24 protein-coding genes, 2 tRNA genes and 2 pseudogenes are annotated in these 22,633 nt (G+C 63.7%); 16 read left to right on the top strand and 12 right to left on the bottom strand.

Annotated elements, in window-relative coordinates; translation table 11 throughout:
• A pseudogene (locus tag AC1DYX_RS11255) lies at positions 1 to 276 on the bottom strand (hypothetical protein); the annotation flags it as partial.
• On the opposite strand from AC1DYX_RS11255, the gene AC1DYX_RS11260 reads away from it, so the two are divergent.
• Together AC1DYX_RS11260 and AC1DYX_RS11265 are read left to right on the top strand one after the other, a co-directional pair.
• Positions 275 to 430, top strand: a complete 156-nt coding sequence (locus AC1DYX_RS11260; protein WP_477258900.1) for a hypothetical protein — start codon at positions 275 to 277, stop codon at positions 428 to 430. The pseudogene AC1DYX_RS11255 and the gene AC1DYX_RS11260 overlap by 2 nt on opposite strands.
• A 36-nt stretch (positions 431 to 466) precedes the next feature.
• Positions 467 to 694 carry a hypothetical protein gene (locus tag AC1DYX_RS11265; RefSeq protein ID WP_477258901.1) on the top strand — a complete coding sequence of 76 codons (228 nt, stop codon included), beginning with the start codon at positions 467 to 469 and terminating at the stop codon, positions 692 to 694.
• 122 nt (positions 695 to 816) lie between these two features.
• Here the strand turns inward: AC1DYX_RS11265 and AC1DYX_RS11270 are convergent, their stop codons facing one another.
• From AC1DYX_RS11270 to AC1DYX_RS11295, 6 genes are all read right to left on the bottom strand, one after another.
• Positions 817 to 1,497 (bottom strand): hypothetical protein, encoded by a 681-nt coding sequence (locus AC1DYX_RS11270; RefSeq protein ID WP_477258902.1) that lies wholly within the window; start codon positions 1,495 to 1,497, stop codon positions 817 to 819.
• A gap of 171 nt (positions 1,498 to 1,668) precedes the next feature.
• Positions 1,669 to 1,744, bottom strand: a tRNA-Lys gene (locus tag AC1DYX_RS11275).
• A 422-nt stretch (positions 1,745 to 2,166) separates the two neighbouring features.
• Positions 2,167 to 2,242, bottom strand: a tRNA-Lys gene (locus tag AC1DYX_RS11280).
• 170 nt (positions 2,243 to 2,412) lie between these two features.
• The gene (gene tfpB, locus AC1DYX_RS11285; protein WP_477258903.1) at positions 2,413 to 4,209 is read right to left on the bottom strand and encodes a type IV pilus assembly ATPase TfpB; all 1,797 of its coding nucleotides are present in this window, start codon (positions 4,207 to 4,209) and stop codon (positions 2,413 to 2,415) included.
• The gene (locus AC1DYX_RS11290) at positions 4,206 to 4,997 is read right to left on the bottom strand and encodes a spermine/spermidine synthase domain-containing protein (RefSeq protein ID WP_477258904.1); all 792 of its coding nucleotides are present in this window, start codon (positions 4,995 to 4,997) and stop codon (positions 4,206 to 4,208) included. Before AC1DYX_RS11290 ends, tfpB begins: the two co-directional genes overlap by 4 nt.
• A gap of 132 nt (positions 4,998 to 5,129) precedes the next feature.
• A complete protein-coding gene (locus tag AC1DYX_RS11295) occupies positions 5,130 to 5,651 on the bottom strand; it encodes a glycine zipper 2TM domain-containing protein (protein ID WP_477258905.1) in 522 nt (173 codons plus the stop codon).
• A 391-nt stretch (positions 5,652 to 6,042) separates the two neighbouring features.
• On the opposite strand from AC1DYX_RS11295, the gene AC1DYX_RS11300 reads away from it, so the two are divergent.
• The 5 genes from AC1DYX_RS11300 (at position 6,043) to AC1DYX_RS11320 (ending at position 11,222) form a co-directional block, all read left to right on the top strand.
• The gene (locus AC1DYX_RS11300; protein WP_477258906.1) at positions 6,043 to 6,492 is read left to right on the top strand and encodes a barstar family protein; all 450 of its coding nucleotides are present in this window, start codon (positions 6,043 to 6,045) and stop codon (positions 6,490 to 6,492) included.
• A 98-nt stretch (positions 6,493 to 6,590) separates the two neighbouring features.
• On the top strand, positions 6,591 to 7,202 hold the full coding sequence (gene purN / locus AC1DYX_RS11305) for a phosphoribosylglycinamide formyltransferase (protein ID WP_477258907.1): 612 nt from the start codon (positions 6,591 to 6,593) through the stop codon (positions 7,200 to 7,202).
• Between the two features lie 18 nt (positions 7,203 to 7,220).
• The gene (locus AC1DYX_RS11310; protein WP_477258908.1) at positions 7,221 to 8,513 is read left to right on the top strand and encodes an RsmB/NOP family class I SAM-dependent RNA methyltransferase; all 1,293 of its coding nucleotides are present in this window, start codon (positions 7,221 to 7,223) and stop codon (positions 8,511 to 8,513) included.
• A 6-nt stretch (positions 8,514 to 8,519) separates the two neighbouring features.
• Positions 8,520 to 9,857, top strand: coding sequence for a mechanosensitive ion channel family protein (locus AC1DYX_RS11315; RefSeq protein WP_477258909.1), 1,338 nt, complete (start codon positions 8,520 to 8,522; stop codon positions 9,855 to 9,857).
• 153 nt (positions 9,858 to 10,010) lie between these two features.
• Positions 10,011 to 11,222 (top strand): DesA family fatty acid desaturase, encoded by a 1,212-nt coding sequence (locus tag AC1DYX_RS11320; RefSeq protein WP_477258910.1) that lies wholly within the window; start codon positions 10,011 to 10,013, stop codon positions 11,220 to 11,222.
• Between the two features lie 465 nt (positions 11,223 to 11,687).
• Here AC1DYX_RS11320 and rpmG read toward each other — a convergent pair whose 3' ends face one another.
• From rpmG to AC1DYX_RS11335, 3 genes are all read right to left on the bottom strand, one after another.
• A complete protein-coding gene (rpmG, locus tag AC1DYX_RS11325; RefSeq protein ID WP_029755886.1) occupies positions 11,688 to 11,855 on the bottom strand; it encodes a 50S ribosomal protein L33 in 168 nt (55 codons plus the stop codon).
• A gap of 13 nt (positions 11,856 to 11,868) precedes the next feature.
• On the bottom strand, positions 11,869 to 12,105 hold the full coding sequence (rpmB, locus tag AC1DYX_RS11330; RefSeq protein ID WP_091657194.1) for a 50S ribosomal protein L28: 237 nt from the start codon (positions 12,103 to 12,105) through the stop codon (positions 11,869 to 11,871).
• Between the two features lie 168 nt (positions 12,106 to 12,273).
• On the bottom strand, positions 12,274 to 12,825 hold the full coding sequence (locus AC1DYX_RS11335) for an NADPH-dependent FMN reductase (protein ID WP_477258911.1): 552 nt from the start codon (positions 12,823 to 12,825) through the stop codon (positions 12,274 to 12,276).
• 248 nt (positions 12,826 to 13,073) lie between these two features.
• On the opposite strand from AC1DYX_RS11335, the gene AC1DYX_RS11340 reads away from it, so the two are divergent.
• Complete coding sequence (locus AC1DYX_RS11340) at positions 13,074 to 14,618, top strand: ArnT family glycosyltransferase (protein WP_477258912.1); 1,545 nt, start codon at positions 13,074 to 13,076, stop codon at positions 14,616 to 14,618.
• On the opposite strand, the gene radC is transcribed toward AC1DYX_RS11340, so the two are convergent.
• Positions 14,615 to 15,289, bottom strand: coding sequence for a RadC family protein (gene radC, locus AC1DYX_RS11345; protein WP_477258913.1), 675 nt, complete (start codon positions 15,287 to 15,289; stop codon positions 14,615 to 14,617). The genes AC1DYX_RS11340 and radC overlap by 4 nt on opposite strands.
• Positions 15,290 to 15,494: 205 nt before the next feature.
• Here radC and AC1DYX_RS11350 point away from each other — a divergent pair, with 205 nt between their 5' ends.
• The 7 genes from AC1DYX_RS11350 to AC1DYX_RS11380 all read left to right on the top strand — a co-directional run bounded on the left by AC1DYX_RS11350 (position 15,495) and on the right by AC1DYX_RS11380 (position 20,965).
• Positions 15,495 to 15,950, top strand: a complete 456-nt coding sequence (locus tag AC1DYX_RS11350; protein ID WP_477258914.1) for an FKBP-type peptidyl-prolyl cis-trans isomerase — start codon at positions 15,495 to 15,497, stop codon at positions 15,948 to 15,950.
• 18 nt (positions 15,951 to 15,968) lie between these two features.
• Positions 15,969 to 16,916, top strand: a complete 948-nt coding sequence (gene ispH / locus AC1DYX_RS11355; RefSeq protein WP_477258915.1) for a 4-hydroxy-3-methylbut-2-enyl diphosphate reductase — start codon at positions 15,969 to 15,971, stop codon at positions 16,914 to 16,916.
• Positions 16,917 to 16,995: 79 nt separating this feature from the next.
• Positions 16,996 to 17,181, top strand: a complete 186-nt coding sequence (locus tag AC1DYX_RS11360; RefSeq protein WP_477258921.1) for a phosphoribosyltransferase family protein — start codon at positions 16,996 to 16,998, stop codon at positions 17,179 to 17,181.
• Between the two features lie 131 nt (positions 17,182 to 17,312).
• Entirely contained in the window at positions 17,313 to 18,242 is a 930-nt protein-coding gene (locus AC1DYX_RS11365; protein ID WP_477258916.1) for a branched-chain amino acid ABC transporter permease, read from the top strand.
• A gap of 13 nt (positions 18,243 to 18,255) precedes the next feature.
• Positions 18,256 to 19,479 carry an ABC transporter permease subunit gene (locus AC1DYX_RS11370; RefSeq protein WP_477258917.1) on the top strand — a complete coding sequence of 408 codons (1,224 nt, stop codon included), beginning with the start codon at positions 18,256 to 18,258 and terminating at the stop codon, positions 19,477 to 19,479.
• Positions 19,476 to 20,246, top strand: a complete 771-nt coding sequence (locus AC1DYX_RS11375; RefSeq protein ID WP_477258918.1) for an ABC transporter ATP-binding protein — start codon at positions 19,476 to 19,478, stop codon at positions 20,244 to 20,246. The genes AC1DYX_RS11370 and AC1DYX_RS11375 overlap by 4 nt, the downstream gene beginning before the upstream one ends.
• The gene (locus AC1DYX_RS11380; protein WP_477258919.1) at positions 20,243 to 20,965 is read left to right on the top strand and encodes an ABC transporter ATP-binding protein; all 723 of its coding nucleotides are present in this window, start codon (positions 20,243 to 20,245) and stop codon (positions 20,963 to 20,965) included. Before AC1DYX_RS11375 ends, AC1DYX_RS11380 begins: the two co-directional genes overlap by 4 nt.
• A 197-nt stretch (positions 20,966 to 21,162) precedes the next feature.
• Here AC1DYX_RS11380 and phaP read toward each other — a convergent pair whose 3' ends face one another.
• Positions 21,163 to 21,738, bottom strand: coding sequence for a TIGR01841 family phasin (gene phaP, locus AC1DYX_RS11385; RefSeq protein ID WP_477258920.1), 576 nt, complete (start codon positions 21,736 to 21,738; stop codon positions 21,163 to 21,165).
• A gap of 395 nt (positions 21,739 to 22,133) precedes the next feature.
• Between phaP and AC1DYX_RS11390 the strand changes: the two are divergent.
• Positions 22,134 to 22,517, top strand: a pseudogene (locus tag AC1DYX_RS11390) (EamA family transporter); the annotation flags it as partial.
• Positions 22,518 to 22,633: the final 116 nt, after the last annotated feature.

Consider the following 22,633-nt stretch of genomic DNA (forward strand, 5'->3'; position numbering starts at 1 on the left):
GACCGGCATCGCATTGTCGACGATGGTCGGGACCACTTCGGTGCGCGGCACGACTTCGATGTCGTGCAGCGGCGGCGCGGCGGCTTCGCGGGCCGGTGGGCGTAGTCTGCTTTTGTGCCGGTGCGGCCGCGGTGGCGGCGGAGATGGTGGTGGAGACTTGACGATCTCCGGCGGTACCAGGTTCAGCAGCATGACCGTTTGCGGCGTCCTCGAACGCACGATGCGATCACCGGACATGAAGGCGACGAGTACCAGCGCATGGAGGGCAATGACCATGGCCATCCTCGACAGCACGCGCCGTGGGCGATTGAAAACGGTCTCGGTTGGCATGGTGGCCTTCTTCATTTATTCATTGGCTGAACAAAATGGCGACGACAGCTTTATATTATTGGAAACATATCTCGCTGCCAACGGTTGCCTGCCGTGCTGAAGAGACCGGTTGCCTGCCCTTGACTGCGGGGCCCGTATGCCGGTGTTTGAAGGGTATCGGCGTTTTTGCGCAGTGTCGCCAAAGCGGCGCGACGTCCAGGACGCGATCGACAGCGCCGAAGACCGTACCGCATCGCCTTACGATACCCATCCGTCGCTTGTCGAACGCCTGGCGGCGCTCGGCGGCGATTACGGCCGCGCGCCGCAGTCCGCGTGTTGTGTCGGTCTGCTTGGCGGTGAAGATCGGATCGACAAGATTGCCTGAAGTCGCACAGTCTCTCGATGAATGGTGGGCGCGTCTCAAGCCCGACGGCCCGAGCTTCCTGTCGCCGGAAGGGCAACGCAAATATTTGTTGAACGTGCTGCGCGAGTGGATCATCGCCAGCCTTACAACGGGTCTTCCTGCCCGCCCCGGTTGGAGGTATAGGAACGCACGAGCTGGTAATACCGGTATCGGTGCAGAACCGAAGCCGCGCCGGCCGCATTGTTGGCGATGAGTTCGATCATGTCGAAAATATCGCGGTGTTCTTCGCCGAAAAACAATACAATCTTTTGATTGCCGGGATCGGCGGCAATCGACAGCGCAAGATAGCCGGCAACGATGGCGCTCCGTGCCCGGATCGAGGGCGAGAAGCCGGGAATGATATCTTCTTCCTTGACGATACGGCTGGCATCGACGTTAGGCACCGGGTATTTCCCGGATAGCCCTTTCTCGTACAACACCATGCTCGGCTGAAACGGACTCACACCCAATCGTTGCCCGATACTCTGGCCGCGGAGCTTGTCGGTCCGGTCGTCGTGGTTTTCTCCCAGCATGGCGACGTGAACGCCGCTGGCGTGGGCATCTGCTGCCGCGCCATACTTGACCATATGCGCCATCGCAGCGCTCGAGGCACAGCGTGTGTCGATCGCCACCAGGCCGATGCGCGCGCCCGCCGGTGCATTGGCTCCCGGCGTAAGCGTGCTGACGACCCCGTAGATGGTCGTCAGCACTTCCTGCTTTTTCTTGCCGATGATGTTGTCCCGCTGATTCCAGATTTCCGTGAAATATCGATTGACGTCAAACATGAGCGCGCCCCTTTCGCTTCGTGAAATATTGCGTTAGAGCAGAATAATAGGGCAGCGGAACCGACGGGAATTGATGTATGGCAAATGATCACAACGAAAAGATGCTCGCCTGGGCAAGGGAAAGCAATAACAAAAACGCCAACCCGAAGGCTGGCGTTTTCGTTGAATCTTTGGTAGGCCGTGCTGGGCTCGAACCAGCGACCAACGGATTAAAAGTCCGCTGCTCTACCAACTGAGCTAACGACCCGAAGAAGGCACGCATTATAGCGGCTCGGCCGCGGTTCGCTAAGTGTTTTCTTGCGAATGCAACAGGTGACGCGGGATGAACGCGCAACGTTTCGGGATCATCGCCCAGGTTTCGCGGGGCGGACTGGAGTGGCGGCGTTGATCGCGAGGCTGCTGAGGAAGAAGGCGGCGGCGAACGTGGCGGCGAACAGTGTCGGTAAGGTGCGCATGATGACTCCCGGCGAATTGATCCGTACGCGGTTCCGAATCCTGCTGGCAACGGACGGAGAGCGTTCGGATGCCGCGTTGACGCCACCAGTATAAGCAGCCCTGTCACTAAAAAGGTTGCTCAAACACAACATGTGATTCTTTGTGGAATTGATGAGGTGACGCTCGCGAAAACAAAAACGCCAGCTCGTGAAAGCTGGCGTTTTTGTTGAATCTTGGTAGGCCGTGCTGGGCTCGAACCAGCGACCAACGGATTAAAAGTCCGCTGCTCTACCAACTGAGCTAACGACCCGAAGAAGGCACGCATTATAGCGGCCCATTTTGATTTACGCCAGAGCTAACGCGAGCTTTTGGTAACGCGAGCTTTTGTTAGGTAGGGTGGGCGGCCTCCGCCCACGCGGGCGTTTGTGATCCGCATACGTCACGCGTGGGCACGGGGTGCCCACCCTACTTGGACAGCGCCTAGTGCGCTGTCGTGGCCTTGAGCACTTCCTCGGCCGTCGTCACGCCTTCGGCCACCTTGTACGCCCCGGCGATGCGCAACGGCTTCATGCCGTCGGCCACGCTTTGCCGGCGCAGCGCGGCCAGGTCGGTCTCTTCCTGCAGCAGGCGCGAGAAGCTCTCCGTGACGGTGACGAGTTCATACAGGCCCGTGCGGCCGCGGAAGCCCGTCTGGCGGCATTCCGGGCAGCCGATCGGGCGATAGACGGTGGCCGGCTTCGTCAAGTTCCAGGCGCCGCCCAGTGCGCGCCAGACGTCGTCGGAGAGTTCGCCATCCTCCGACTTGCAGTGCGGGCACAGCGTGCGCACGAGGCGCTGGGCCATGATGCCGATCAAGGTCGCTTCCAGCAGGTAGTAGGGCACGCCCAGTTCCAGCAGGCGCATGACGGCCGACGGGGCATCGTTCGTATGCAGTGTCGACAGCACGAGGTGACCGGTGAGCGCGGCCTGGATCGCCATCTCGGCCGTCTCCAGGTCACGGATCTCGCCGACCATGATGATGTCCGGGTCCTGCCGCATCAGCGCGCGCACGCCGTCCGCGAACGACAGGTCGATGCCGGGCTGCACCTGCATCTGGTTGAACGCCGGCTCGACCATCTCGATCGGGTCTTCCACCGTGCACACATTGACCTCGCTCGTGGCCAGCGCCTTCAGCGTGGTGTACAGCGTCGTCGTCTTGCCCGAGCCGGTCGGGCCGGTGACGAGGATGATGCCGTGCGCGCGCCGCGTCAGCGCGTCCCAGCGCGCCGCGTCGTCGGGCGGGAAGCCCAGTTCCGGCAGGGTTTTTACGACGACCTCGGGATCGAAGATGCGCATCACGAGCTTTTCGCCGAACGCCGTCGGCAAGGTCGACAGTCGCAGTTCGACTTCCTGGCCATCGTTGGTGCGCGTCTTGATGCGGCCGTCCTGCGGGCGGCGTTTTTCGATTACGTCCATGCGGCCCAGCAGCTTGATGCGCGCCGTCATGGCGATCATCACGACGGCCGGTACCTGGTACACCTGGTGCAGCACGCCGTCGATGCGGAAGCGGATCACGCCGGTGTCGCGCTTCGGTTCCAGGTGGATGTCGGATGCGCGCTGCTCGAAGGCGTAGCCCCACAGCCAGTCGACGATGTTGACGATGTGCTGGTCGTTGGCGTCGACCTGCTTGTTCGTCTTGCCCAGTTCGACCAGTTGTTCGAAGTTGTTGCGCAGGGCGAGGTCCTGGCCGCTGGACTTGTTGGCGTCGCGGATGGATTTCGCGAGGCTGAAGAATTGCGAGATGTATTGCGCGATGTCGAGCGGGTTCGCGATCACGAGCTCGATGCGGCGGCGCGAGATGCGCGCGATCTCGTCCTGCCACTCGACGCGGAACGGATCGGCCGTGGCGACGACCAGCGTGCCCGGTCCCAGTTCCACCGGCAGGATGTTGAAGCGCGCCGCATAGCTGGCGGACATCACGTCGGCGACCCTGGTGAAGTCGATCTTCAGCGGGTCGATGCGGAAGAAGGGCAGGCCGACCTTGCCGGCGCACCACTCGCTGAGCACGTCCAGGGTCAGCAGCTGATGGGGCGCCTTTGCCGAGACAATCTTGCACTGTGCGATCGCCGTGAGCGGATGCATCGAGCCCACGGCGTTCTTCAGGATGCCCTGCGCCTGCGCGAAATGCGGCTTGACGGTCGATTTCTCGACGATGCCATCGGCCAGCAGCCACGAAAAAATCGTCTGCAGGTCGAGTGCTTTCGGTTTCTGCTTCGGGGTGGACGTGGTTGCGGTCATGGTGAAAGGATACCCTTGACCCAGGCCTTCGCCGGCAGCTTCGTCGCGGCGACGATCTGCGCGGCGCGCGCGGCCAGGCGCGCGGGGTCGAGATCGAGGTCGGGAGAGCGGCGGCGCTTGAAGCACAGCGCGACCACATTGCCTTCGTGGACTTCCGGCAGGCAGATCACGTGCTTGAACGCGAAGCGCAGCGCCTTGATGTTCTTCGCGAAGCTTGGATGGTCGCCGAACAGGTTGACTGTCATGATGCCCTGGTCCGTCAGGCAGGCGTTACAGGCCTGGTAAAACTCGGGCGTGTCGAGCACGGGACCGCGCGCGGTGGCGTCGTACAGGTCGCATTGCAGCACGTCGATGGCGTCATGGTTGTCGGCATCCAGCACGAAATCCAGCGCATCCATCTCGAGCACGCGCAGGCGCTCGTCCTCCGGCGGGAGCTTGAACATCGAGGCGCAGATCCCGATCACGGATGGGTTCAGCTCGACGGCCGTCACCTGCGCCTGCGGGAACTGGCGGTAGCAGAACTTGGTCAGCGTGGCGGCGCCAAGGCCGAGCTGGACGATGGCGCGCGGCGCCTCGATGAACAGCATCCAGGCCATCATCTGCTGGGCGTATTCGAGTTCCGGCCAGTCCGGTTTGCGGATGCGCATGGCGCCCTGCACCCATTCGGTACCGAAATGGAGGAAGCGCACGCCGTCCTGTTCGGACAGGGTGACGGGAGCAAACCTGGGCTTGCGGGCGGGGCGGCGCGACGATTCGGCCTGTTCGATGGATTTGCGTTTGATGAGCATAGGATGAGCGAAGGGAACATCCTATTATCGGGGGCTGGAATCCACAGCGCAAGAAGCGCCGTGGATGGCAGCAGAAGCTGCGGAGGAAGCCGACGGCGCGGAGAAGGGGGGCGTCCTCCGCGCCGGATGGTGTTACTGGTACTGGTCCGGTTCGACCGACACGCGCAGGCGCACGCGGTTGCCCGGGTCGCGGTTCATGACGGTCGAGTAGGTGTGGCCGCGGTAGTCGTACGTTACGTCGTAGCCGTTGGTACGCTCCTGGACGGTGTCGACGGTACGGCAGCGCTGCACGGCCTGCTCCTGCACCTGCGGGCCGTAGTTGCGCCCGTTGTTGTCGACGTTGTCACCGACCATGCCGCCGGCGATCGCGCCGGCCGCGGCGGCCGCCACCCTGCCGTTGCCGCCACCGACCTGGCTGCCCAGCAGGGCGCCGGCGATGCCGCCGATGACCGTGCCGGCCTGGCTGCGCTGTTGCTGCACCGGGGCCTGCACGTAGTCGGTACGGCATTCCTGGCGCGGCGTGCGCACCTGCTCGATGCGCGGCTGGACGCGCACCACGCGGCCGAAGTCTTCGAAATCGCCAGCCTGGGCTTGGGCCAGCGGCAGGGCGCACACGCCCATGGCGGAGAGAATCAGTTTGGCTTTCAAATTCATGGTCATACCTCGTTCTGGTGGTGCTGCTGATCTGTTTGTATTCGGTAAAGGCGATTCGCCCACGGTTGAATCTTAGTCCCAATCGACCTTCATTTACGATCCGTGTGGCAACAAAATGTAACAGCATGCAGACCCGCATATACGCCGCGATCAGAGGAGAAAAACGTGGAAAAACCGCCAACAACGGCTGAAAAAACTCGTCTTTTTTTACAAATGTGAGCGGCTCGTCCATATTCGGGTTGATTCGATTACCACAAAACGTTACCCTTAGGAGACTTAGGGTTTATTGGCGCGTGGAAACGAGACCAGGAGAAAGCGAACAAGCCCGCCGCTTCCGCAAAACCACCGCGCGCTGGAGCAGCAGAACCAGACTGGGTGACTTGAGGAAAAAATGAGTTTGTTGATGAGAGTACCGCCGAATCTTGTGCAGTCCATCCGCGCTTACCGTGCACCGGAGCTGCAGAAGGAGGCGATGCGCATGGGTCATCACTTTCTCTATGCCCTGTGCTCGAATGCGCTGACCAAACAGCAGGTCTGTGCCCGCATCGGCGAGCAATTCTTGTTCCCCAAACCGTGCAGCAAGAATTTCGACGCGCTGCGCAACTGTCTTACCGAAGTCATCGCCGGCGCCGGGCCGCAGCCGGGTTTCATCGCCGTACTGGATCAATTGCCGAATACGCAAAAATTCGACAAGGAAGCGCGCGAAACCCTGCTCGACGTATTCCGCGACGCGGCCGAATACTGGGCCGAAAGAAAAGTCCCGTTCCGCGTGTTTTATTCGTTCGAAGAGCCGCAATCGCTCCAATCCGTCGGCTGGGTCGGCGCACGCCCGTTCGAATAAACGCCCTGATTCCGATGCCGTGACGGCGTTGCTGCCGCGGCCCTGCGCCATTTCCTTTCCTTGGGCCCACCCACCGGCTCGGGTTACAATGCGCGCTTATGAAAAATATCGTGATCCTTATTTCTGGCCGCGGCAGCAACATGGAAGCCATCGTGCGCGCGCAGCAGGCCGAAGCCTGGCCGGCCCGCATCGCGGCCGTCATCAGCAATAAGCCGGATGCGAAAGGGCTCGCGTTCGCGCAGGCCAACGGCATTCCCACCGCCGTCGTCCCGAACAAGGAATTCCCGACCCGCGAAGCGTTCGATACCGCCCTGCAGGCGACCATCGACCGGTTCGAGCCGGACCTCGTCGTGCTGGCCGGCTTCATGCGCATCCTGACGGCGCCGTTCGTCGAGCACTACGCGGGCCGCATGCTGAACATCCATCCGTCGCTGCTGCCGCTGTTTCCCGGACTGCACACGCACCGGCAGGCGCTGGACGCGGGCGTGGAGGAGCATGGCGCGACCGTGCACTTCGTCACCGCCGAGCTGGACCATGGCCCGGCCGTGATCCAGGCGCGCATCCCCGTGCTGCCGGGCGATACGGAAGACAGCCTGGCGGAACGCCTGCTGGACGAGGAACACGTCATTTATCCGCAAGCGGTGCGCCTGTTCATCGAGGACCGGCTCAGCATCGAAGGCGGCGAGGTCCGGATCGCCGCGACCCCCTGACTTTATTCAAGGAACACCATGAGATTGCCACCCGCGATACTCGGCAATGCGGAAGAGGTATTGCGCGAGATCCTGCGCTTTATGTCCCCCGCGGACGTCACCCTGTCGCGCTACTTCAAGGACCATCCCCGCCTCGGCGGACGCGAGCGCGGTGCCATCGCCGAATGCGTCTACGCCGTGCTGCGCAACAAGGCCTTCTTCACCGATTTCGCCGGCGCCGGCGCGACCATGCGCCGCCTCACGCTGCTGGGCATGGCGGAAGCCATCGGCGCCGAGTCGCTGGGCGGCCTGACGGAAGACGAAACCGCCTTCCTCGCGCGCATCAAGGACATCGACCGTAGCCTGCTGCCGCCGAAAAAGCTGGCGAACCTGCCCGACTGGCTGTACGACAAGTTCGTCGCCCAGTACGGCGAGGAAGAGACGCTGGCGCTGGCCGCCGTGCTGAACACGCCGGCGCCGCTGGACCTGCGCGTGAATTCGCTGAAGGCCGACCGCGACAAGGTCATCGCCGAACTGGCGACGGCGCCCATCGCCGCCGAACCGACCCCGTATTCGGCGCTGGGCCTGCGCATCTGGAAGAAGCCGGCGCTGCAGAATCTGCCGCTGTTCAAGGAAGGCGCGATCGAAGTGCAGGACGAAGGCAGCCAGGTGCTGGCCCAGCTGCTGGGTGCGCGTCGTGGCGAAATGGTCGTCGACTTTTGCGCCGGTGCCGGCGGCAAGACGCTGGCGCTCGGTGCCCTCATGCGCAATACCGGCCGCCTGTATGCGTTCGACGTGTCGGAAAAGCGCCTGACCAAGCTGAAGCCGCGCCTCGCGCGCAGCGGGTTGTCGAACGTGCATCCCGTCGTCATCGCGCACGAACGTGACGTGAAAGTGAAGCGTTTGGCCGGCAAGATCGACCGCGTGCTCGTCGACGCGCCCTGCTCCGGCATGGGTACCCTGCGCCGCAATCCGGACGTGAAATGGCGCCAGCAGCCGGAAGGCGTCGCCGAGCTGACGGAAAAGCAGGCTTCGATCCTGGACGGCGCCGCGCGCCTCGTGAAATTCGGGGGCCGCCTCGTCTATGCGACGTGCAGCCTGCTGGACGAAGAAAACGACGGCATCGTGCAAGGCTTCCTCGCATCGCACCCGGATTTCGAACTGGTGCCGATGCACAAGGTCCTGGCCGAGCAACGCATTCCGCTGGAGATGGGCGATTATTTGAAGATGCTGCCGCACAAGCATGGCACGGACGGCTTCTTCGCCGCCGTGCTGGAGCGCAAGGCCGCTTCGCCCAAGCCCGACGTCTCCGACGAGCCCGCTGCCGAATAAAGGCCGATGCCGCTGACCAGCCTGATCGATGCGCTACTCGACGACCTGAGCCGCCCCGGCATGCCGTGGCAGGTCGCGTCCATCGTCGCCTGCATCCTGTTCGGCTGGCTCAGCGCGCAACTCGTGCGCCTGTGGGGCCGCCGCCGCCGCGGCGAAGAGGGCGGCCTGCTGCATACGGGCGTGGAAAGTTTTACGCGCGTCGTGGCGCCGCTGCTCGTCGTCGGCTTGCTGTCCCTGGCGCAAGTCCTTCTTTCCCAGAACCGCTTCCACACCAACATCGTCAAGGTCGCGATCCCGGTCTTCTGGTCGCTGGCCGCCATCCGCCTCGTGTTCTACCTGCTGCGCCGCGTGTTCGGGCGGCGCGGGCACCTGGGCCAGGCATTCGTCACGTTCGAAAAGATCTTCGCGCTCGTCGCGTGGCTGGCCGTGGCGCTGTACATCACGGGGCTGTGGCCGGACATCTTCGATTTCCTCGACAGCTACAAGATCCAGTTCGGCCCCAAGAAATCCAACAGCGTCACCTTGGCCGATATCGTGCAGGCCGTCACGTCGATCGTCGTGGCGCTGATGCTGGCCCTGTGGGCCGGCGCCGCGCTGGAAGAGCGCTTGATGGGCGTGCATGCCCTGCACAGTTCGCTGCGGGTGGCGCTGGCGCGTCTCGGCCGCGCGCTGATGATCGTCGGCGCCGTGCTGCTGAGCCTGAACCTGGTCGGCATCGACCTCACCGTATTGTCCGTGTTCGGCGGCGCGCTGGGCGTAGGTCTCGGTCTCGGCATGCAAAGGATTGCCAGCAATTACGTGTCCGGCTTCATTATCCTGCTCGAGCGCAGCCTGTCGATCGGCGACATGATCACGGTCAGCACGTTTACCGGCAAGGTCACCCAGATCAACACCCGCTACACGGTGCTGCAGGGCCTGGATGGCGTGGAAACCGTGCTGCCGAACGAATTGCTGATCTCGGGGCCCGTGCAGAACCAGTCGCTGACGACGCGCCGCGTGCGCGCTTCGACCAAGGTGACGATCGCCTACGGCTCGGACCTGGAACAGGTGATGCCGCTGCTGGTGGCACAGGCCGTCGGTACGCCGCGCGTGCTGGAAGACCCGGCGCCGGGCATCTCGCTGGCGCGCTTCGGTCCGGACGGCTACGAGCTGGACCTGGGTTTCTGGATCGCCGATCCGGAAAACGGGCAGGGCGGCGTCGTGTCGGATATCAACAAGAAAATCCATGCGCTCGTGCAGTCGGGTGCCATCAAATTGGGTTACCCCTCGGTTGATACCCGGCTCCTTGATTCCCATATAGCGTCCGTTGTGGCGCGAATCACGCAACCGGCGCAGAATTCGTAAGCGGCAGCTTATTCGTCGCGTCAATACGTGCCGTGTGGCACGGCTTACGCGTAAAATGGGTGTTTGCGTCATGCACCAATGCATGACAATCTTGTCATATGAACCGTTTCATAGAAAGAACGGCACTACCTTCTCATCCTTAGCGGAGTTTCGATGAATTTTCTCAGCAACACCCTGCACGCCGTGCTGTCCTTCCTGGACGGCGGTCTGTTCGACCTGTCGGTCTGGCAGATGGTCGTGTACACGCTGGTCGTCACCCACATCACGATCGCCGGCGTGACGATTTACCTGCACCGCCACCAGGCGCACCGCGCGCTGGACCTGCATCCGATCGCGAGCCACTTCTTCCGCTTCTGGCTGTGGATGACCACCGGCCAGGTGACCAGGGAATGGGCCGCCGTGCACCGCAAGCACCATGCCAAGTGCGAGACGGTGGAAGATCCGCACAGCCCGGTCACGCACGGTATCAAGAAGGTGTTGCTGGAAGGCGTGGAACTGTACCGTGCCGAAACCAGGAACAAGGAAACCCTGGAAAAATATGGCCACGGTTGCCCGAACGACTGGATCGAGAACAAGCTGTACACGCCGTACAGCTGGCTGGGCGTGTCGATCCTGCTGCCGCTGAACGTCGCCATGTTCGGCGTTATCGGCGTCACGATCTGGGCCGTGCAAATGCTGTGGATCCCGATCACGGCGGCCGGCATCATCAACGGCATCGGCCACTACTGGGGCTACCGCAACTACGACTGCAACGATGCGGCGACGAACGTCCTGCCGTGGGGCATCCTCATCGGCGGCGAAGAGCTGCACAACAATCACCACACGTTCGCCACGTCGGCGAAGCTGTCGAGCAAGTGGTACGAGTTCGACATCGGCTGGGCCTATATCCGCACGCTGGAAATGATCGGCCTGGCCAAGGTCAAGAAGACCATTCCGAAGCCGAAGCTGCAAAAGAACAAGCTGGAAGCGGACTTCGATACCTTGCAGGCCGTCATCGCCAACCGCTACGACGTGATGGCGAAATACGCGAAATCCGTCAAGCACGCGTTCCGCGAGGAGGTCGAGCACCTGAAGCAAAAGGCCGAGCTGGAATCGCGCTTCCTGAAGAGCTCGCGCAAGCTGATGCAGCGCGAACCGGCGAAGCTGCAGGCGCCGCAGCAGGCCCAGCTGGTCGAACTGTTCCAGCACAGCAAAGCCCTGGAAACGATGCACCAGATGCGCGTGGAACTGGGCGCGATCTGGGAACGCTCGCACTCGACCCGCGACCAGTTGCTGCACCAGCTGCAGGACTGGTGTGCCCGCGCCGAGGCGTCCGGCATCAAGTCGCTGCAGGAATTCTCGATGCGCCTGCGCAGCTATGCATAAGTCCGCGACGGCTTGACCAGCGTTACGCGTGGGCTCGGGGAGCCCACCCTACCGAGATCGGCTCTAAAAACGGCTCCTGCGGGAGCCGTTCTTTATCGGCACTCCGTCACGCGGCGCTCTCCGCACGCGATCATGATGCCCACGTCCGGGTTCGACAGGTAATCCAGGTGCGCCGTTATCGGGTTTTCGATCAGGCCGAACCAAGCTGCAGCTGCCGTCGTTCGACACGAGCACGTCCGCTACGGCCACGTCGGGCGCCGCGTAGCGGGCCGGCAGCAGGCGGTAGGACAGCAAATCGTTCGGGTCCGTGAAGGCGACGATGGCCAGGCGCTGCAAGGCTTCCGTGCGGCGGTTGGGCTGGCGCCGACGCTGGCGAGTGGATCAAATGACCCCAATCAATGGCTCAGAAAAACAAAAAAGCCGCGCGCTGTGAAGCGGGCGGCTTTTTCGAAATAAAAAACCAGATTACTTGATCTTGGTTTCTTTGTAGACCACGTGCTTGCGAGCCTTCGGGTCGAATTTGGTGATTTCCATCTTCGCCGGCATCGTGCGCTTGTTCTTGGTCGTGGTGTAGAAGTGACCGGTACCTGCGGTCGATTCCAGTTTGATCTTGTCGCGGCCAGTTTTTGCCATGATGACTCCCTAATTAGATTTTCTCGCCGCGGGCGCGCATGTCGGCCAGCACAGCGTCGATGCCGAGCTTGTCGATGACGCGCAGACCGGCGTTCGACACACGCAGGGAGACCCAGCGGTTTTCGGATTCTACGAAGATGCGGCGGTTCTGCAGGTTCGGCAGAAAACGACGCTTGGTTTTGTTGTTGGCGTGGGAGACGTTGTTGCCAACCATCGGACCCTTGCCAGTAACTTGGCAAACACGTGCCATAGCGCACTCCTTGAATAAACTTCCACAATCGGAAAAACGAGAGTATAGCGTGAAAACCGTCGCGTAATCAACAACTTGCGGAAAAAAATTGTGTCTCAATAAACTCAGTAAATTTAACAATCGTAAGTTTCCGCAATGTTTGCATCGTAAGGCCCTGTTTTCACACCGTTATTTGCCGGCGGCTCCAGTTCTTCCGGACCGTTCGACATGCGCCACGAGTGCCCGCAGCGCGGCCTGGATGGGTGCCGCGAAGCGCGGCGTCGACGCGATCGCGTCCGGATCGATGCCCGAGCCGATGACGGGGATGCGCAGGCAGGCGTCGAGGACGAGGTCGGCCGACATCGTGCGCAGCGTCTCTTTCAATGCCTCGTCGGCATGGAAGGATTGATAGGACGGGTTGAGCAGGGCGACGGGCTTGTGCGCGAACGGCGCATGGCTGACGACCCAATCGAGCGTGTTCTTGATGGTGCCCGTGACGCCATGCGCGTATTCCGGACTGGCGATGAGCAGCGCATCGGCCGCCGGGATGGCCTTCTGCAGGGCCAGCACGCCGGGCGGGACGTCGGTCCGCTCCGGATTGAATAATGGAAAATCCTTGTGCTGCGCGCAGAGTTCGATGGTAACGCCAGCCGGCGCGAGGTCGCCGCAGGCGCGCAGCAGGCCGGCGCTCATCGACCGTGCGCGCTGGCTGCCGCAGAGGGCAAGAATACGTAGAGACATGGATTCGACGTCATAACGAAAACGTCATCCTAACAGCACACCCATCACGGTCAAAAATTCGGGGTCAGAGCACTTTTTGCGCAGGTGCGTCGTCGTCCTCGCGTGCGTCTCGCGGCCGGAATGTCGGACGCAAACCACGGTCGAAGCAGGAAGCCGCGGTCACGGCGATACCTTTGCGTGCGTCCAAGGTGTCGCGGCCGCGCCGGCGTTTCATGTTGGGACGACACGAATCAACACACGAGGGCTTCATGTCTGAAAAATCCATGGCGCAAGCTCCGCCGTCAACGTTGGCGGAGGTGTGCGATATCCGCCCGGCGCCACTACCGGCGCGGCCGCTGGCATGGCTGTTGTGCTATGGCGTCACATATTTCGCGCTGCGCCTGGCCGTAGGCGGCACGCTCGAGCGCGATGAGGCGGAAATCGTCTACCTCGTCCAGGACCTGCGTCCCGGCTACGGCCCCCAGCCCCCGTTGTACGCCTGGCTGCAATGGCTGGCGTTCCAGGCGTTCGGCCTGAACTGGTTCGGTTTGCTGATCCTGAAGGATGTGCTGTTGATGGGCAGCTATTTCTGCATGGCTCGCGCCGCGCACCTCCTCGTCGGACCGCCCGCCGCGCTCGCCGCAGCCGCCGCGCTGGCCCTGTTTCCCCAGATCGGCTGGGAAGGGCCGCGCATCCAGACCCATTCCGTGCTGGTGGTGACGCTGTCCTGCGCCACCCTGTGGTGCTACGCGGCCCAGCTCGGCAAGGCCAGCCTGCCGCGCTATGCCATCCTCGGCCTGCTGTGCGGGCTGGGCCTGCAGGCCAAGTACAACTATGGCTTCCTGCTGGCCGGACTGGTGGTGGCCAGCCTGCTCGTGCCCGAGCACCGCCGCACGCTGTGGACGAGAGGGATGGCGGCGCGCGGCATAGCGCTGGCGGTGGGCGTGGCCGTGCTGGCGCTGCTGCCGCACGTCGCCTGGGTCGCCGAACATCCCGACGCGGCGTTCGGCGGCACGCTCAGCAAGATGCAGGATGGCATGCCGGACGGCCGCTATGGCGGACGCGTCCTGCTGGGGATGTGGAACGTGCTGCAGTCGGCCGTCGTGTTCGCCCTGCTGCCGCTTGCGGCGCTGGCAGTGGCGGTCTGGCCGCTGCGCCGTGAGGTGGTCATGGATCCGCGCCCACCGGCCAGCCGCTGTTTCCTGTGGCTGTATGCAAGCAATCTTGTGCTGCTGCTGGGCGTGGCGTTGAGCGGACAGGTCGGCACCATCAAGGACCGCTGGATGATCCCCGTGCTGTTCCACCTGCCGCTGGCGGCCTGCGTGCTGGTGCCCGCGCTGCGCACGCCGCGCGTGGCGCGACGCGTCTGGCGGCTCGCGGTCGTCTGCGCGTTCGGCTGGCTGGCGCTGCTGCCGCTGCGCGTGCTCGTGGGCTCGCTGGCCGGCCGCGTCACGACCGTGCACCATCCCTACGCTTCACTGGCGCGCGTGGTGGACGGGCGCTGTCCGGGCGCGGGGGCCATCGTCACGGAAAGCCTGCTCACCGCCGGCAACCTGCGTTTCGTCCACCCCGCATGGCGTGCCGTGCTGCTCGACGCGGATGTCGGCCCGCGGCCGCCGCTGGCGGGGCCGGTGGCGCTGGTGACGCACGCCGGCGCCTGGGCCGGTTGGCAGCGCCGCTTCCACGCGGCCTATCCGACGGCTGCGGCGGATGCGCAGGCGCGGGTCGAGCTGCCGCTCGGCTACGGCGCCGGCGGGACGATGGCATTCGCCATCGCGTGCGTGCGCCTGCCCGCGCCCCGGACTGCGCCCTAGAGCTGGCCGTGCTCGGCGAACGAGTGGACGAGGGGGCCGGCGACGACGAAATGGTCGAGCACGCGGATGTCCACGAGTTCCAGCGCCTGCATGAGGGCACGCGTCAGGCGCAGGTCGGCGTCGCTCGGTTCCGCCACGCCGGAGGGGTGGTTGTGCGCCAGGATCACGCCGGCGGCATTGCGTGCCAGCGCCTCGATGACGACTTCGCGCGGGTAAACGCTCGTGTGCGTGAGCGTCCCGCGGAACAGTTCGCGGTCCGCGATCAGGCGATTCTTGACGTCCAGGAACAGCACGACGAAGGATTCATGGCGCTGGCCGGAGAGCTTCATGCGCAGATAGCGTTTTACCAGTTCGGGCGCACCGAAGGCGGATCCCGCCTGCAACTGCTCGGCGATGGCGCGCCGAGCCAGTTCCATCACGGCCTGGAACTGGGCGTACTTGGCCATGCCGAGGCCGTGGACTTCGGAAAAATCGCCCAAAGTCGCACCGAACAGCCCGTGCAGCGAGCCGAAATGCTGCAGGATGTCGCGCCCCAGTTCCACGGCGCTCTTGCCGCGCACGCCTACACGCAGCAGCAGCGCCAGCAATTCAGGATCCGACAGCGCCGCGGCGCCTTCGCGCACGAGCCGTTCGCGCGGCCGGCTCTGTTCCGGCCAGTCTTCGATGCTCATCGATACCCTCCCTGATGCGAGGGGAGCATTATTTGCCCGGCCGGGCGGTCGGACCATGACGCGGGCGAAAGAAAAGCTTGGGAATGCGCAACCATGGACGATCTTGCAATGTACGACCGTATCGGCAACAGAAATTCCGCCAGCCGAGGCGGGAGCGGCACGGGTGGCTTACAATAGCGATTTGCACGTCAACCGAACACGCCGAATGTCTTCCTCCAACGCTCCCATCGTCACCGAATCGTCGTACCTGACCCTGCATTATCGTCTTGCCACCACGGACGGCACGGACATCGTCACGACCTTCGGCAGCACCCCGGCCACGCTGTTGCTGGGCCAAGGCCAGCTCGCCCCGTTCCTCGAACAACGCCTGCTCGGCCTGGCCGAAGGCACGCACACGACGTTCGACCTGAGCCCGGAGGAAGGATTCGGCGAGCGCAATCCCGACCTGATCCAGGCGGTGTCGAAAAAGACCCTGGACGAGAATTCGGAACCGGACGCCGATTACCAGGTCGGCGACCTCGTCGATTTCCGCGCGCCGGGCGGCGGCCGCTTTGCCGGCGTGCTGCGCGAGATGCGCGCGAACGACGCGGTATTCGACTTCAACCACCCGCTGGCCGGCCAGCCGCTGAAGTTCGAAGTCCAGCTGATTTCCGTGCTCTAACCAACGCTCAACACACACATGGAAAACGAGATCCTGTTAGCCCAGCCGCGCGGTTTCTGCGCCGGCGTCGACCGTGCGATCGAGATCGTCGAGCGCGCCCTGCAGCAGTTCGGCGCGCCGATCTACGTGCGCCACGAGATCGTCCACAATGCCTACGTCGTCAACGACCTGCGTAACAAGGGCGCCATCTTCATCGAAGACCTGGACGACGTCCCGGCCGGCAATACGCTCGTGTTTTCCGCGCACGGCGTGTCGAAGGCCGTGCGCGACGAAGCCGAGTCGCGCGGCCTGAAAGTCTACGATGCCACGTGCCCCCTGGTGACCAAGGTGCACGTCGAGGTCGCCAAGATGCGCAGGCAGGGCGCCGAGATCATCATGATCGGCCACGCCGGCCACCCGGAAGTCGAAGGCACGATGGGCCAGACGGAAGAGGGCATGCACCTCGTCGAGACGGTCGACGACGTCGAGAAGCTGAGCGTCGCCAATCCCGACCAGCTGGCGTATGTGTCGCAGACGACGCTGTCCGTGGACGACACCGCGGAGATCATTGCCGCGCTGAAGGCACGCTTCCCGAACATCATCGAGCCGAAGAAGGGCGATATCTGCTACGCCACGACGAACCGCCAGGAAGCCGTGAAATTCATGGCGCCGCAGGTGGAAGTGGTGATCGTCGTCGGCAGCCCGAACAGCTCGAACTCGAACCGCCTGCGCGAAGTGGCCGAGAAGAAGGGCACGCCGGCCTACATGGTCGACAATGCGGCCGGCATCGATCCCGCCTGGATCGTCGGCAAGAAGCGCATCGGCGTCACGGCCGGTGCGTCGGCGCCGGAAGTGCTCGTGCAGGCCGTGATCGAGCGCCTGAAGGCACTGGGCGCCGCCAGCGTGCGCGCGCTCGAGGGCGTCGAGGAAAACGTCACCTTCCCGTTGCCCAAGGGCCTGGACGCCGCCAGGGCGACCGCGGCCTGATCCTTTCTTCCGCCCGCGGCGCCATGCCGCGGGCCGCCGCGAATACGGCAGCGCGACCATCGAGATCCAGCCCGAGCGCATCAAGGGCCGGCGCGTGCTGATCGTCGACGACGTGCTGGCCACGGGCGGCACGATCGAGGCGGCGGCGACCTTGCTGCGCCGCGTCGGCAAGGACGTCGTCGGTGCCGCCGCACTGTTCGACGTCGCATTCTTCAAGGACAAGCGTAACCTCACCATGCCGGTCGTGACGCTGCGCGACGTGTAAGCGAATGTGTAAATTCGGGCAACTCATCCATTGTCCGATGTTATGATGACGCTCGGAATTATGTTGCTCGAATAGCGGCACTCGTACAACGGGTGCCGTTTTTGTTAGTTCGAAAGGAATGAATACGTAGCATGGAAACCTTTGTCCAACAGATCCTGAACGGGCTGGTGCTGGGCAGCATGTATGCGCTCGTCGCGCTCGGCTACACGATGGTCTACGGCGTGCTCAACCTGATCAACTTCGCGCACGGGGACGTGCTGATGATCGGCGCCATGGTCGGCCTCTCCATCCTGAAACTGCTGGACGGCGCCTTTCCCGGCCTGCCCGGCGGCGTGCAACTGGCCATCGCCATTCTTGGCGCCATCCCCGTCACGATGCTCGTGAACGTCCTCATCGAACGCATCGCCTACCGCCGCCTGCGCAACGCGCCGCGCCTGGCGCCGCTGATCACGGCGATCGGCGTGTCGATCCTGCTGCAGACGTTCGCCATGATGATCTGGGGCCGCAGCCCGCTGCCGTTCCCGCAACTGCTGTCGTCCGACCCCGTCATGATCGGCGGCGCCGTGATCTCGCATACGCAAGTGCTGCTGCTCGTGCTGGCCGCCGCCGCGATGGTCGGCCTCGTCTTCCTCGTCGAGAAGACCCGCATGGGCCGCGCGATGCGTGCCGTCGCCGAGAATCCGCGCGTGGCGGGCCTGATGGGCGTCGACTCGAACCGCGTCATCGTCGCCACGTTCGCCATCGGCGCCGCGCTGGCGGCCGTCGCCGGCGTGATGTGGGGCGCAAACTATGCGTCGATCCAGTTCGCGATGGGCACCGTGCCGGGCATGAAGGCGTTCTCGGCCGCCGTGCTGGGCGGTATCGGCAATATCTACGGCGCCATGATCGGCGGCATCGTCCTCGGCATCATCGAAAGCCTCGGCGCCGGCTACATCGGCGACCTGACCGGCGGCTTCCTCGGCAGCCACTACCAGGACATCTTCGCGTTCATCGTGCTGATCCTCGTGCTGACCGTGCGGCCGTCCGGCATCATGGGCGAGCGCGTGGCCGACCGAGCATAAGGAGAACGATCCCATGGCTCTCCTGACCTTCGACACGGCGCACAAACCGCGCCAGGCGTACACGAGCATGGCCGTGCTGCTGGCCGTGATGCTCGTCTTCCCGTTCGTGGCCGCGCAGTTCGGCAACTCGTGGGTGCGCATCCTCGACATGGCCCTGCTGTACATCATGCTGGCGCTGGGCCTGAACATCGTGGTCGGCTTCGCCGGCCTGCTGGACCTTGGCTATATCGCATTCTTCGCCGTCGGCGCCTACCTGACTGGCCTGCTGGCGTCGCCGCAGTTCGCCGCGCTGCTGGAATCCGTCGTCAACTACCATCCGGACCTGCAGGACGCCATCGTCCGCACGTTCGGCGAGGACGTGCGCACGAACGGCATCCACCTGTCCGTGTGGGCGATCGTGCCGCTGGCGGCGCTCGTGGCGGCGCTGTTCGGCGCGCTGCTCGGTGCGCCCACCTTGAAGCTGCGCGGCGACTATCTCGCCATCGTCACCCTGGGCTTCGGCGAGATCATCCGGATCTTCATGAACAACCTGAACGATCCGATCAATTTCACCAACGGCCCGCAAGGCATCAACCTGATCGATCCGATCCGGATCTTCGGCGTGTCGCTGGCCGGCGAGGCGGGTTCGCGCGCCACCGTGTACATCGGCGGCTTCGGCATGCCGTCCGTGAACGCCTATTACTTCCTGTTCCTGCTGCTGTGCATCGTGACGATCTTCGTGACGAGCCGTCTGCAGCACTCGCGCCTGGGCCGCGCCTGGGTCGCGATCCGCGAGGACGAGATCGCCGCGAAGGCCATGGGCATCAACACCCGCAACGTCAAGCTGCTTGCCTTCTCGATGGGCGCGTCGTTCGGCGGCGTCGCCGGCGCGATGTTCGCTGCCTTCCAGGGTTTCGTTTCTCCGGAATCGTTCGCGCTGACGGAGTCCATCGCCGTGCTGGCGATGGTCGTGCTGGGTGGCATCGGCCATATCCCCGGCGTCGTGATGGGCGGCGTGCTGCTGGCCGCGCTGCCGGAAGTGTTGCGCCACGTCGTCGAGCCCGCGCAGCAGGCATTGTTCGGCAAGGTCGTCATCGAGGCCGAGGTGTTGCGCCAGCTGCTGTACGGCCTGGCGATGGTGCTGATCATGCTGAACCGTCCGGCCGGCCTGTGGCCGTCGCCCCGCAAGGAAGACCGCCCCGCTGCCGCCCTCGCCAAGGACGAGAAAGAAGAAGAAAAAGAGGAGCGCGAGGCATGAGCGAGGTCATCCTGAACATTGCCGGCGTGAATAAACGCTTCGGCGGCCTGCAGGCCCTGACCGACGTCGGCGTCAAGATCACGAAGGGCCAGATCTATGGTCTCATCGGCCCGAACGGCGCCGGCAAGACCACGTTCTTCAACGTGATCACGGGCCTGTATCAGCCGGACACGGGCACGTTCGAACTGGACGGCAAGCCCTATTCGCCGTCGGCCCCGCACGCGGTGGCCAAGGCGGGGATCGCGCGCACGTTCCAGAACATCCGCCTGTTCGGCGAGATGTCCGCGCTGGAAAACGTGATGGTCGGGCGCCATGTGCGCACGCGCCAGGGCGTGTTCGGCGCCATCTTCCGCCACAAGGACGCGCGCCGGGAAGAGGAGGCGATCCGCGCCCGCGCGCAGGAATTGCTGGACTTCGTCGGCATCGGGCAATACGCCCAGCGCACGGCGCGCTTCCTGTCGTACGGCGACCAGCGCCGCCTGGAGATCGCGCGCGCGCTCGCGACCGAGCCGAAACTGCTGGCGCTGGACGAGCCGGCGGCCGGCATGAACGCCACGGAAAAGGTCGCGCTGCGCGAACTGCTGGTCAAGATCCAGCGTGCCGGCGTCACGATCCTGCTGATCGAACACGATGTGAAACTCATGATGGGATTGTGCGACCGCATGTCGGTACTGGAATACGGCAAGCTGATCGCGGAAGGGCTGCCGGCCGAGATCCAGAAGAACCAGGCCGTCATCGACGCCTATCTCGGAGGTGCCCACGCATGACCGACAATATCCTGAAAATCGCCGGCCTGAAGGTGGCCTACGGCGGCATCAAGGCCGTCAAGGGCATCGACCTGGAAGTCAGCCGCGGCGAACTCGTCACGCTGATCGGCGCCAACGGCGCGGGCAAGACGACCACGTTGAAAGCCATCACGGGCACCCTGCCACCGTGCAAGGTGGAAGGCACGATCGCCTACCTGGGCCAGGCGCTGAGCGCGAATAAATCGTTCAGGCTCGTCGAGCAGAAGCTGGCCATGGTGCCGGAAGGTCGAGGCGTGTTCACGCGCATGACGATCCACGAAAACCTGTTGATCGGCGCCTACACGCGCAACGACAAGGCCGGGATCGACGCCGACATCGATAAATGGTACGCGGTGTTCCCGCGCCTGAAGGAGCGCTCGAGCCAGCTGGCCGGCACGCTGTCCGGTGGCGAGCAGCAGATGCTGGCGATGGCGCGCGCGCTGATGTGCCATCCTACGTTGCTACTGCTGGACGAGCCGTCGATGGGGCTGGCGCCCATCATGGTCGAGAAAATCTTCGAGGTGATCCGCGACGTGTCGCAGCAGGGCATCACGGTCCTCCTCGTGGAGCAGAACGCGAAGCTGGCGCTGCAGGCGGCGCACCGGGCTTATGTGATGGAATCGGGGGCGATCACGATGACGGGGAATGCGCAGGACATGCTGCACGATCCGCGCGTTCAAGCCGCCTATCTCGGGGAGTGACGTACGCGGTGTGTTGGCGTTACGCGTGGGCACCGGGTGCCCACCCTACGGCTGCATGATTCGCGTAGGGTGGGCACCCGTGCCCACGCGGACGTTTGCGGTGTGTTGGCGTTACAAGCAACAAAACAAACGGCCCGGAACCGCTTTCGCGGTCCGGGCCGTTCGGCTTCCTGGGAGGGGAAGCTACGCGGTAAGCTTTAGGCAGCAGCGGCCGAGTTGGCAGCGGCACCAGCCTTGCGGGTGGCTTGCGTGAACTGCGACACGGCGGCGTTCAGGTTCGATTCGATCGCCTCGACGGCCTGCTTGGTCGTCTTGGTGAACTGCTCGTAGCCGGCGTTGGCGTTGCTGATGGCGGTCTTCAGGGCCGACACGTAGGTTTCCGAACCAGCCGGGGCGTTCTTGGTCACTTCGTCGACCAGCGAGATCACCTTGCGGTTGACTTCGGCGAACTGGCTTTCGGCGGCTTTCGAGAACTCGGCGCCGGCGTCGGCGGCGATCGATGCCACCTGACGGCCGTAGGCCAGGGCCTTTTCAGCGGCCGGCTGCGCTTGCGAAGCCGACACGGCGAAGAATTCCTGCGCATCCTTGACAGCCAGCAGTTGGCGTGCGGTTGCCGACGAGTCTTCGATCGCGGCCTTGGCGGTGTTGATGTTCAGGTCCACCAGCTTTTCCACGCCTTCGAAGGTCTTGGTAGTCAGGGCCGACAGCAGGGCGAACTGGGATTCGAGGTTGGCTTTGGTCGCGTTCGAAAACTGCTCAGGGAATGCAAACATATGGTTCTCCAGTAATGGATCGTTATGTGAACTTTTGCTTTTGAGGTGCCTTGGGACACCTGCTTGGACCAGTTACAGCGGTATTGCAAGGGGAAAATCTAGAACAACTTAATGCTACTCAGCGATTGTGCGCCGCAACATGAGGCCATTTTTCCTGCTTTTCGATTATGCGTCAAGCACTTTTGATGCGACGCACAATTGAACACCAGACCTTTGCGTAATATCAACGGATACAAACGTTTGCGCCGTTTTTGTTTGCGCCGATACAACAGTTTTTAAGCAAAAAGTGCTTGCCGACGCATCCGGAACGGCCATGCTAGACTTGTCATTCTATGCCCGATTCGACTGTAACGCCGGCCGCCCCGGCCCTCCGGCAGGCGCGCCGGCCGTCCCCGATGCCGCTGTTCTTCGTCGTCCTGTGGAGCACGGGCTTCATTGCCGCCAAATACGGGCTGCCGTATGCGCCGCCGCTGTCCTTCCTGATCCTGCGCTGCCTGGGCGCCGTCGCGATCCTGCTGCCCGCCGTCCTGCTGACGGGCGCAGCCTGGCCGCGCGGGCGCATCCATCACGTGGCGCTGGCCGGGCTGCTGCTGCAGGCCGGCTACCTGGGCGGTGTGTGGAGCGCCATCAAACTCGGCATGCCGGCCGGGCTGTCGGCGCTGATCGTCGGCATGCAGCCGATCCTGACGGCCATCGCCGCCCCGCTGATCGGCGAGCGGGTCCGGCCGCGCCAGTGGCTCGGGTTGCTGCTGGGCCTGGCCGGCCTGGCCGTCGCCGTGCTGGGCGTTGCATTCGTTATCAAAAAATAAAGGAGAATGAAATGGACGCCTCCCACCTTTACGAGCGGAATGACGAACGGCAAGAAGGGAGCGGGGGATAGCGGAAGGGGTGGACC

It is taken from the genome of Massilia sp. P2_C2, from assembly GCF_056404615.1.

What these genes read in the sequence shown, in the direction of transcription:
- AC1DYX_RS11370 (WP_477258917.1), top strand. Translation starts at nt 18,256, where the DNA reads ATGGCTCTCCTGACCTTCGACACGGCGCACAAACCGCGCCAGGCGTAC.
- AC1DYX_RS11320 (WP_477258910.1), top strand. Translation starts at nt 10,011, where the DNA reads ATGAATTTTCTCAGCAACACCCTGCACGCCGTGCTGTCCTTCCTGGAC.
- purN (WP_477258907.1), top strand. Translation starts at nt 6,591, where the DNA reads ATGAAAAATATCGTGATCCTTATTTCTGGCCGCGGCAGCAACATGGAA.
- tfpB (WP_477258903.1), bottom strand. Translation starts at nt 4,209, where the DNA reads ATGACCGCAACCACGTCCACCCCGAAGCAGAAACCGAAAGCACTCGAC.
- AC1DYX_RS11270 (WP_477258902.1), bottom strand. Translation starts at nt 1,497, where the DNA reads ATGTTTGACGTCAATCGATATTTCACGGAAATCTGGAATCAGCGGGAC.
- AC1DYX_RS11365 (WP_477258916.1), top strand. Translation starts at nt 17,313, where the DNA reads ATGGAAACCTTTGTCCAACAGATCCTGAACGGGCTGGTGCTGGGCAGC.
- AC1DYX_RS11310 (WP_477258908.1), top strand. Translation starts at nt 7,221, where the DNA reads ATGAGATTGCCACCCGCGATACTCGGCAATGCGGAAGAGGTATTGCGC.
- radC (WP_477258913.1), bottom strand. Translation starts at nt 15,289, where the DNA reads ATGAGCATCGAAGACTGGCCGGAACAGAGCCGGCCGCGCGAACGGCTC.
- rpmG (WP_029755886.1), bottom strand. Translation starts at nt 11,855, where the DNA reads ATGGCAAAAACTGGCCGCGACAAGATCAAACTGGAATCGACCGCAGGT.
- rpmB (WP_091657194.1), bottom strand. Translation starts at nt 12,105, where the DNA reads ATGGCACGTGTTTGCCAAGTTACTGGCAAGGGTCCGATGGTTGGCAAC.
- phaP (WP_477258920.1), bottom strand. Translation starts at nt 21,738, where the DNA reads ATGTTTGCATTCCCTGAGCAGTTTTCGAACGCGACCAAAGCCAACCTC.
- AC1DYX_RS11260 (WP_477258900.1), top strand. Translation starts at nt 275, where the DNA reads ATGGCCATCCTCGACAGCACGCGCCGTGGGCGATTGAAAACGGTCTCG.
- AC1DYX_RS11340 (WP_477258912.1), top strand. Translation starts at nt 13,074, where the DNA reads ATGTCTGAAAAATCCATGGCGCAAGCTCCGCCGTCAACGTTGGCGGAG.
- AC1DYX_RS11265 (WP_477258901.1), top strand. Translation starts at nt 467, where the DNA reads ATGCCGGTGTTTGAAGGGTATCGGCGTTTTTGCGCAGTGTCGCCAAAG.
- AC1DYX_RS11315 (WP_477258909.1), top strand. Translation starts at nt 8,520, where the DNA reads ATGCCGCTGACCAGCCTGATCGATGCGCTACTCGACGACCTGAGCCGC.
- ispH (WP_477258915.1), top strand. Translation starts at nt 15,969, where the DNA reads ATGGAAAACGAGATCCTGTTAGCCCAGCCGCGCGGTTTCTGCGCCGGC.
- AC1DYX_RS11380 (WP_477258919.1), top strand. Translation starts at nt 20,243, where the DNA reads ATGACCGACAATATCCTGAAAATCGCCGGCCTGAAGGTGGCCTACGGC.
- AC1DYX_RS11350 (WP_477258914.1), top strand. Translation starts at nt 15,495, where the DNA reads ATGTCTTCCTCCAACGCTCCCATCGTCACCGAATCGTCGTACCTGACC.
- AC1DYX_RS11375 (WP_477258918.1), top strand. Translation starts at nt 19,476, where the DNA reads ATGAGCGAGGTCATCCTGAACATTGCCGGCGTGAATAAACGCTTCGGC.
- AC1DYX_RS11295 (WP_477258905.1), bottom strand. Translation starts at nt 5,651, where the DNA reads ATGAATTTGAAAGCCAAACTGATTCTCTCCGCCATGGGCGTGTGCGCC.
- AC1DYX_RS11335 (WP_477258911.1), bottom strand. Translation starts at nt 12,825, where the DNA reads ATGTCTCTACGTATTCTTGCCCTCTGCGGCAGCCAGCGCGCACGGTCG.
- AC1DYX_RS11290 (WP_477258904.1), bottom strand. Translation starts at nt 4,997, where the DNA reads ATGCTCATCAAACGCAAATCCATCGAACAGGCCGAATCGTCGCGCCGC.
- AC1DYX_RS11300 (WP_477258906.1), top strand. Translation starts at nt 6,043, where the DNA reads ATGAGTTTGTTGATGAGAGTACCGCCGAATCTTGTGCAGTCCATCCGC.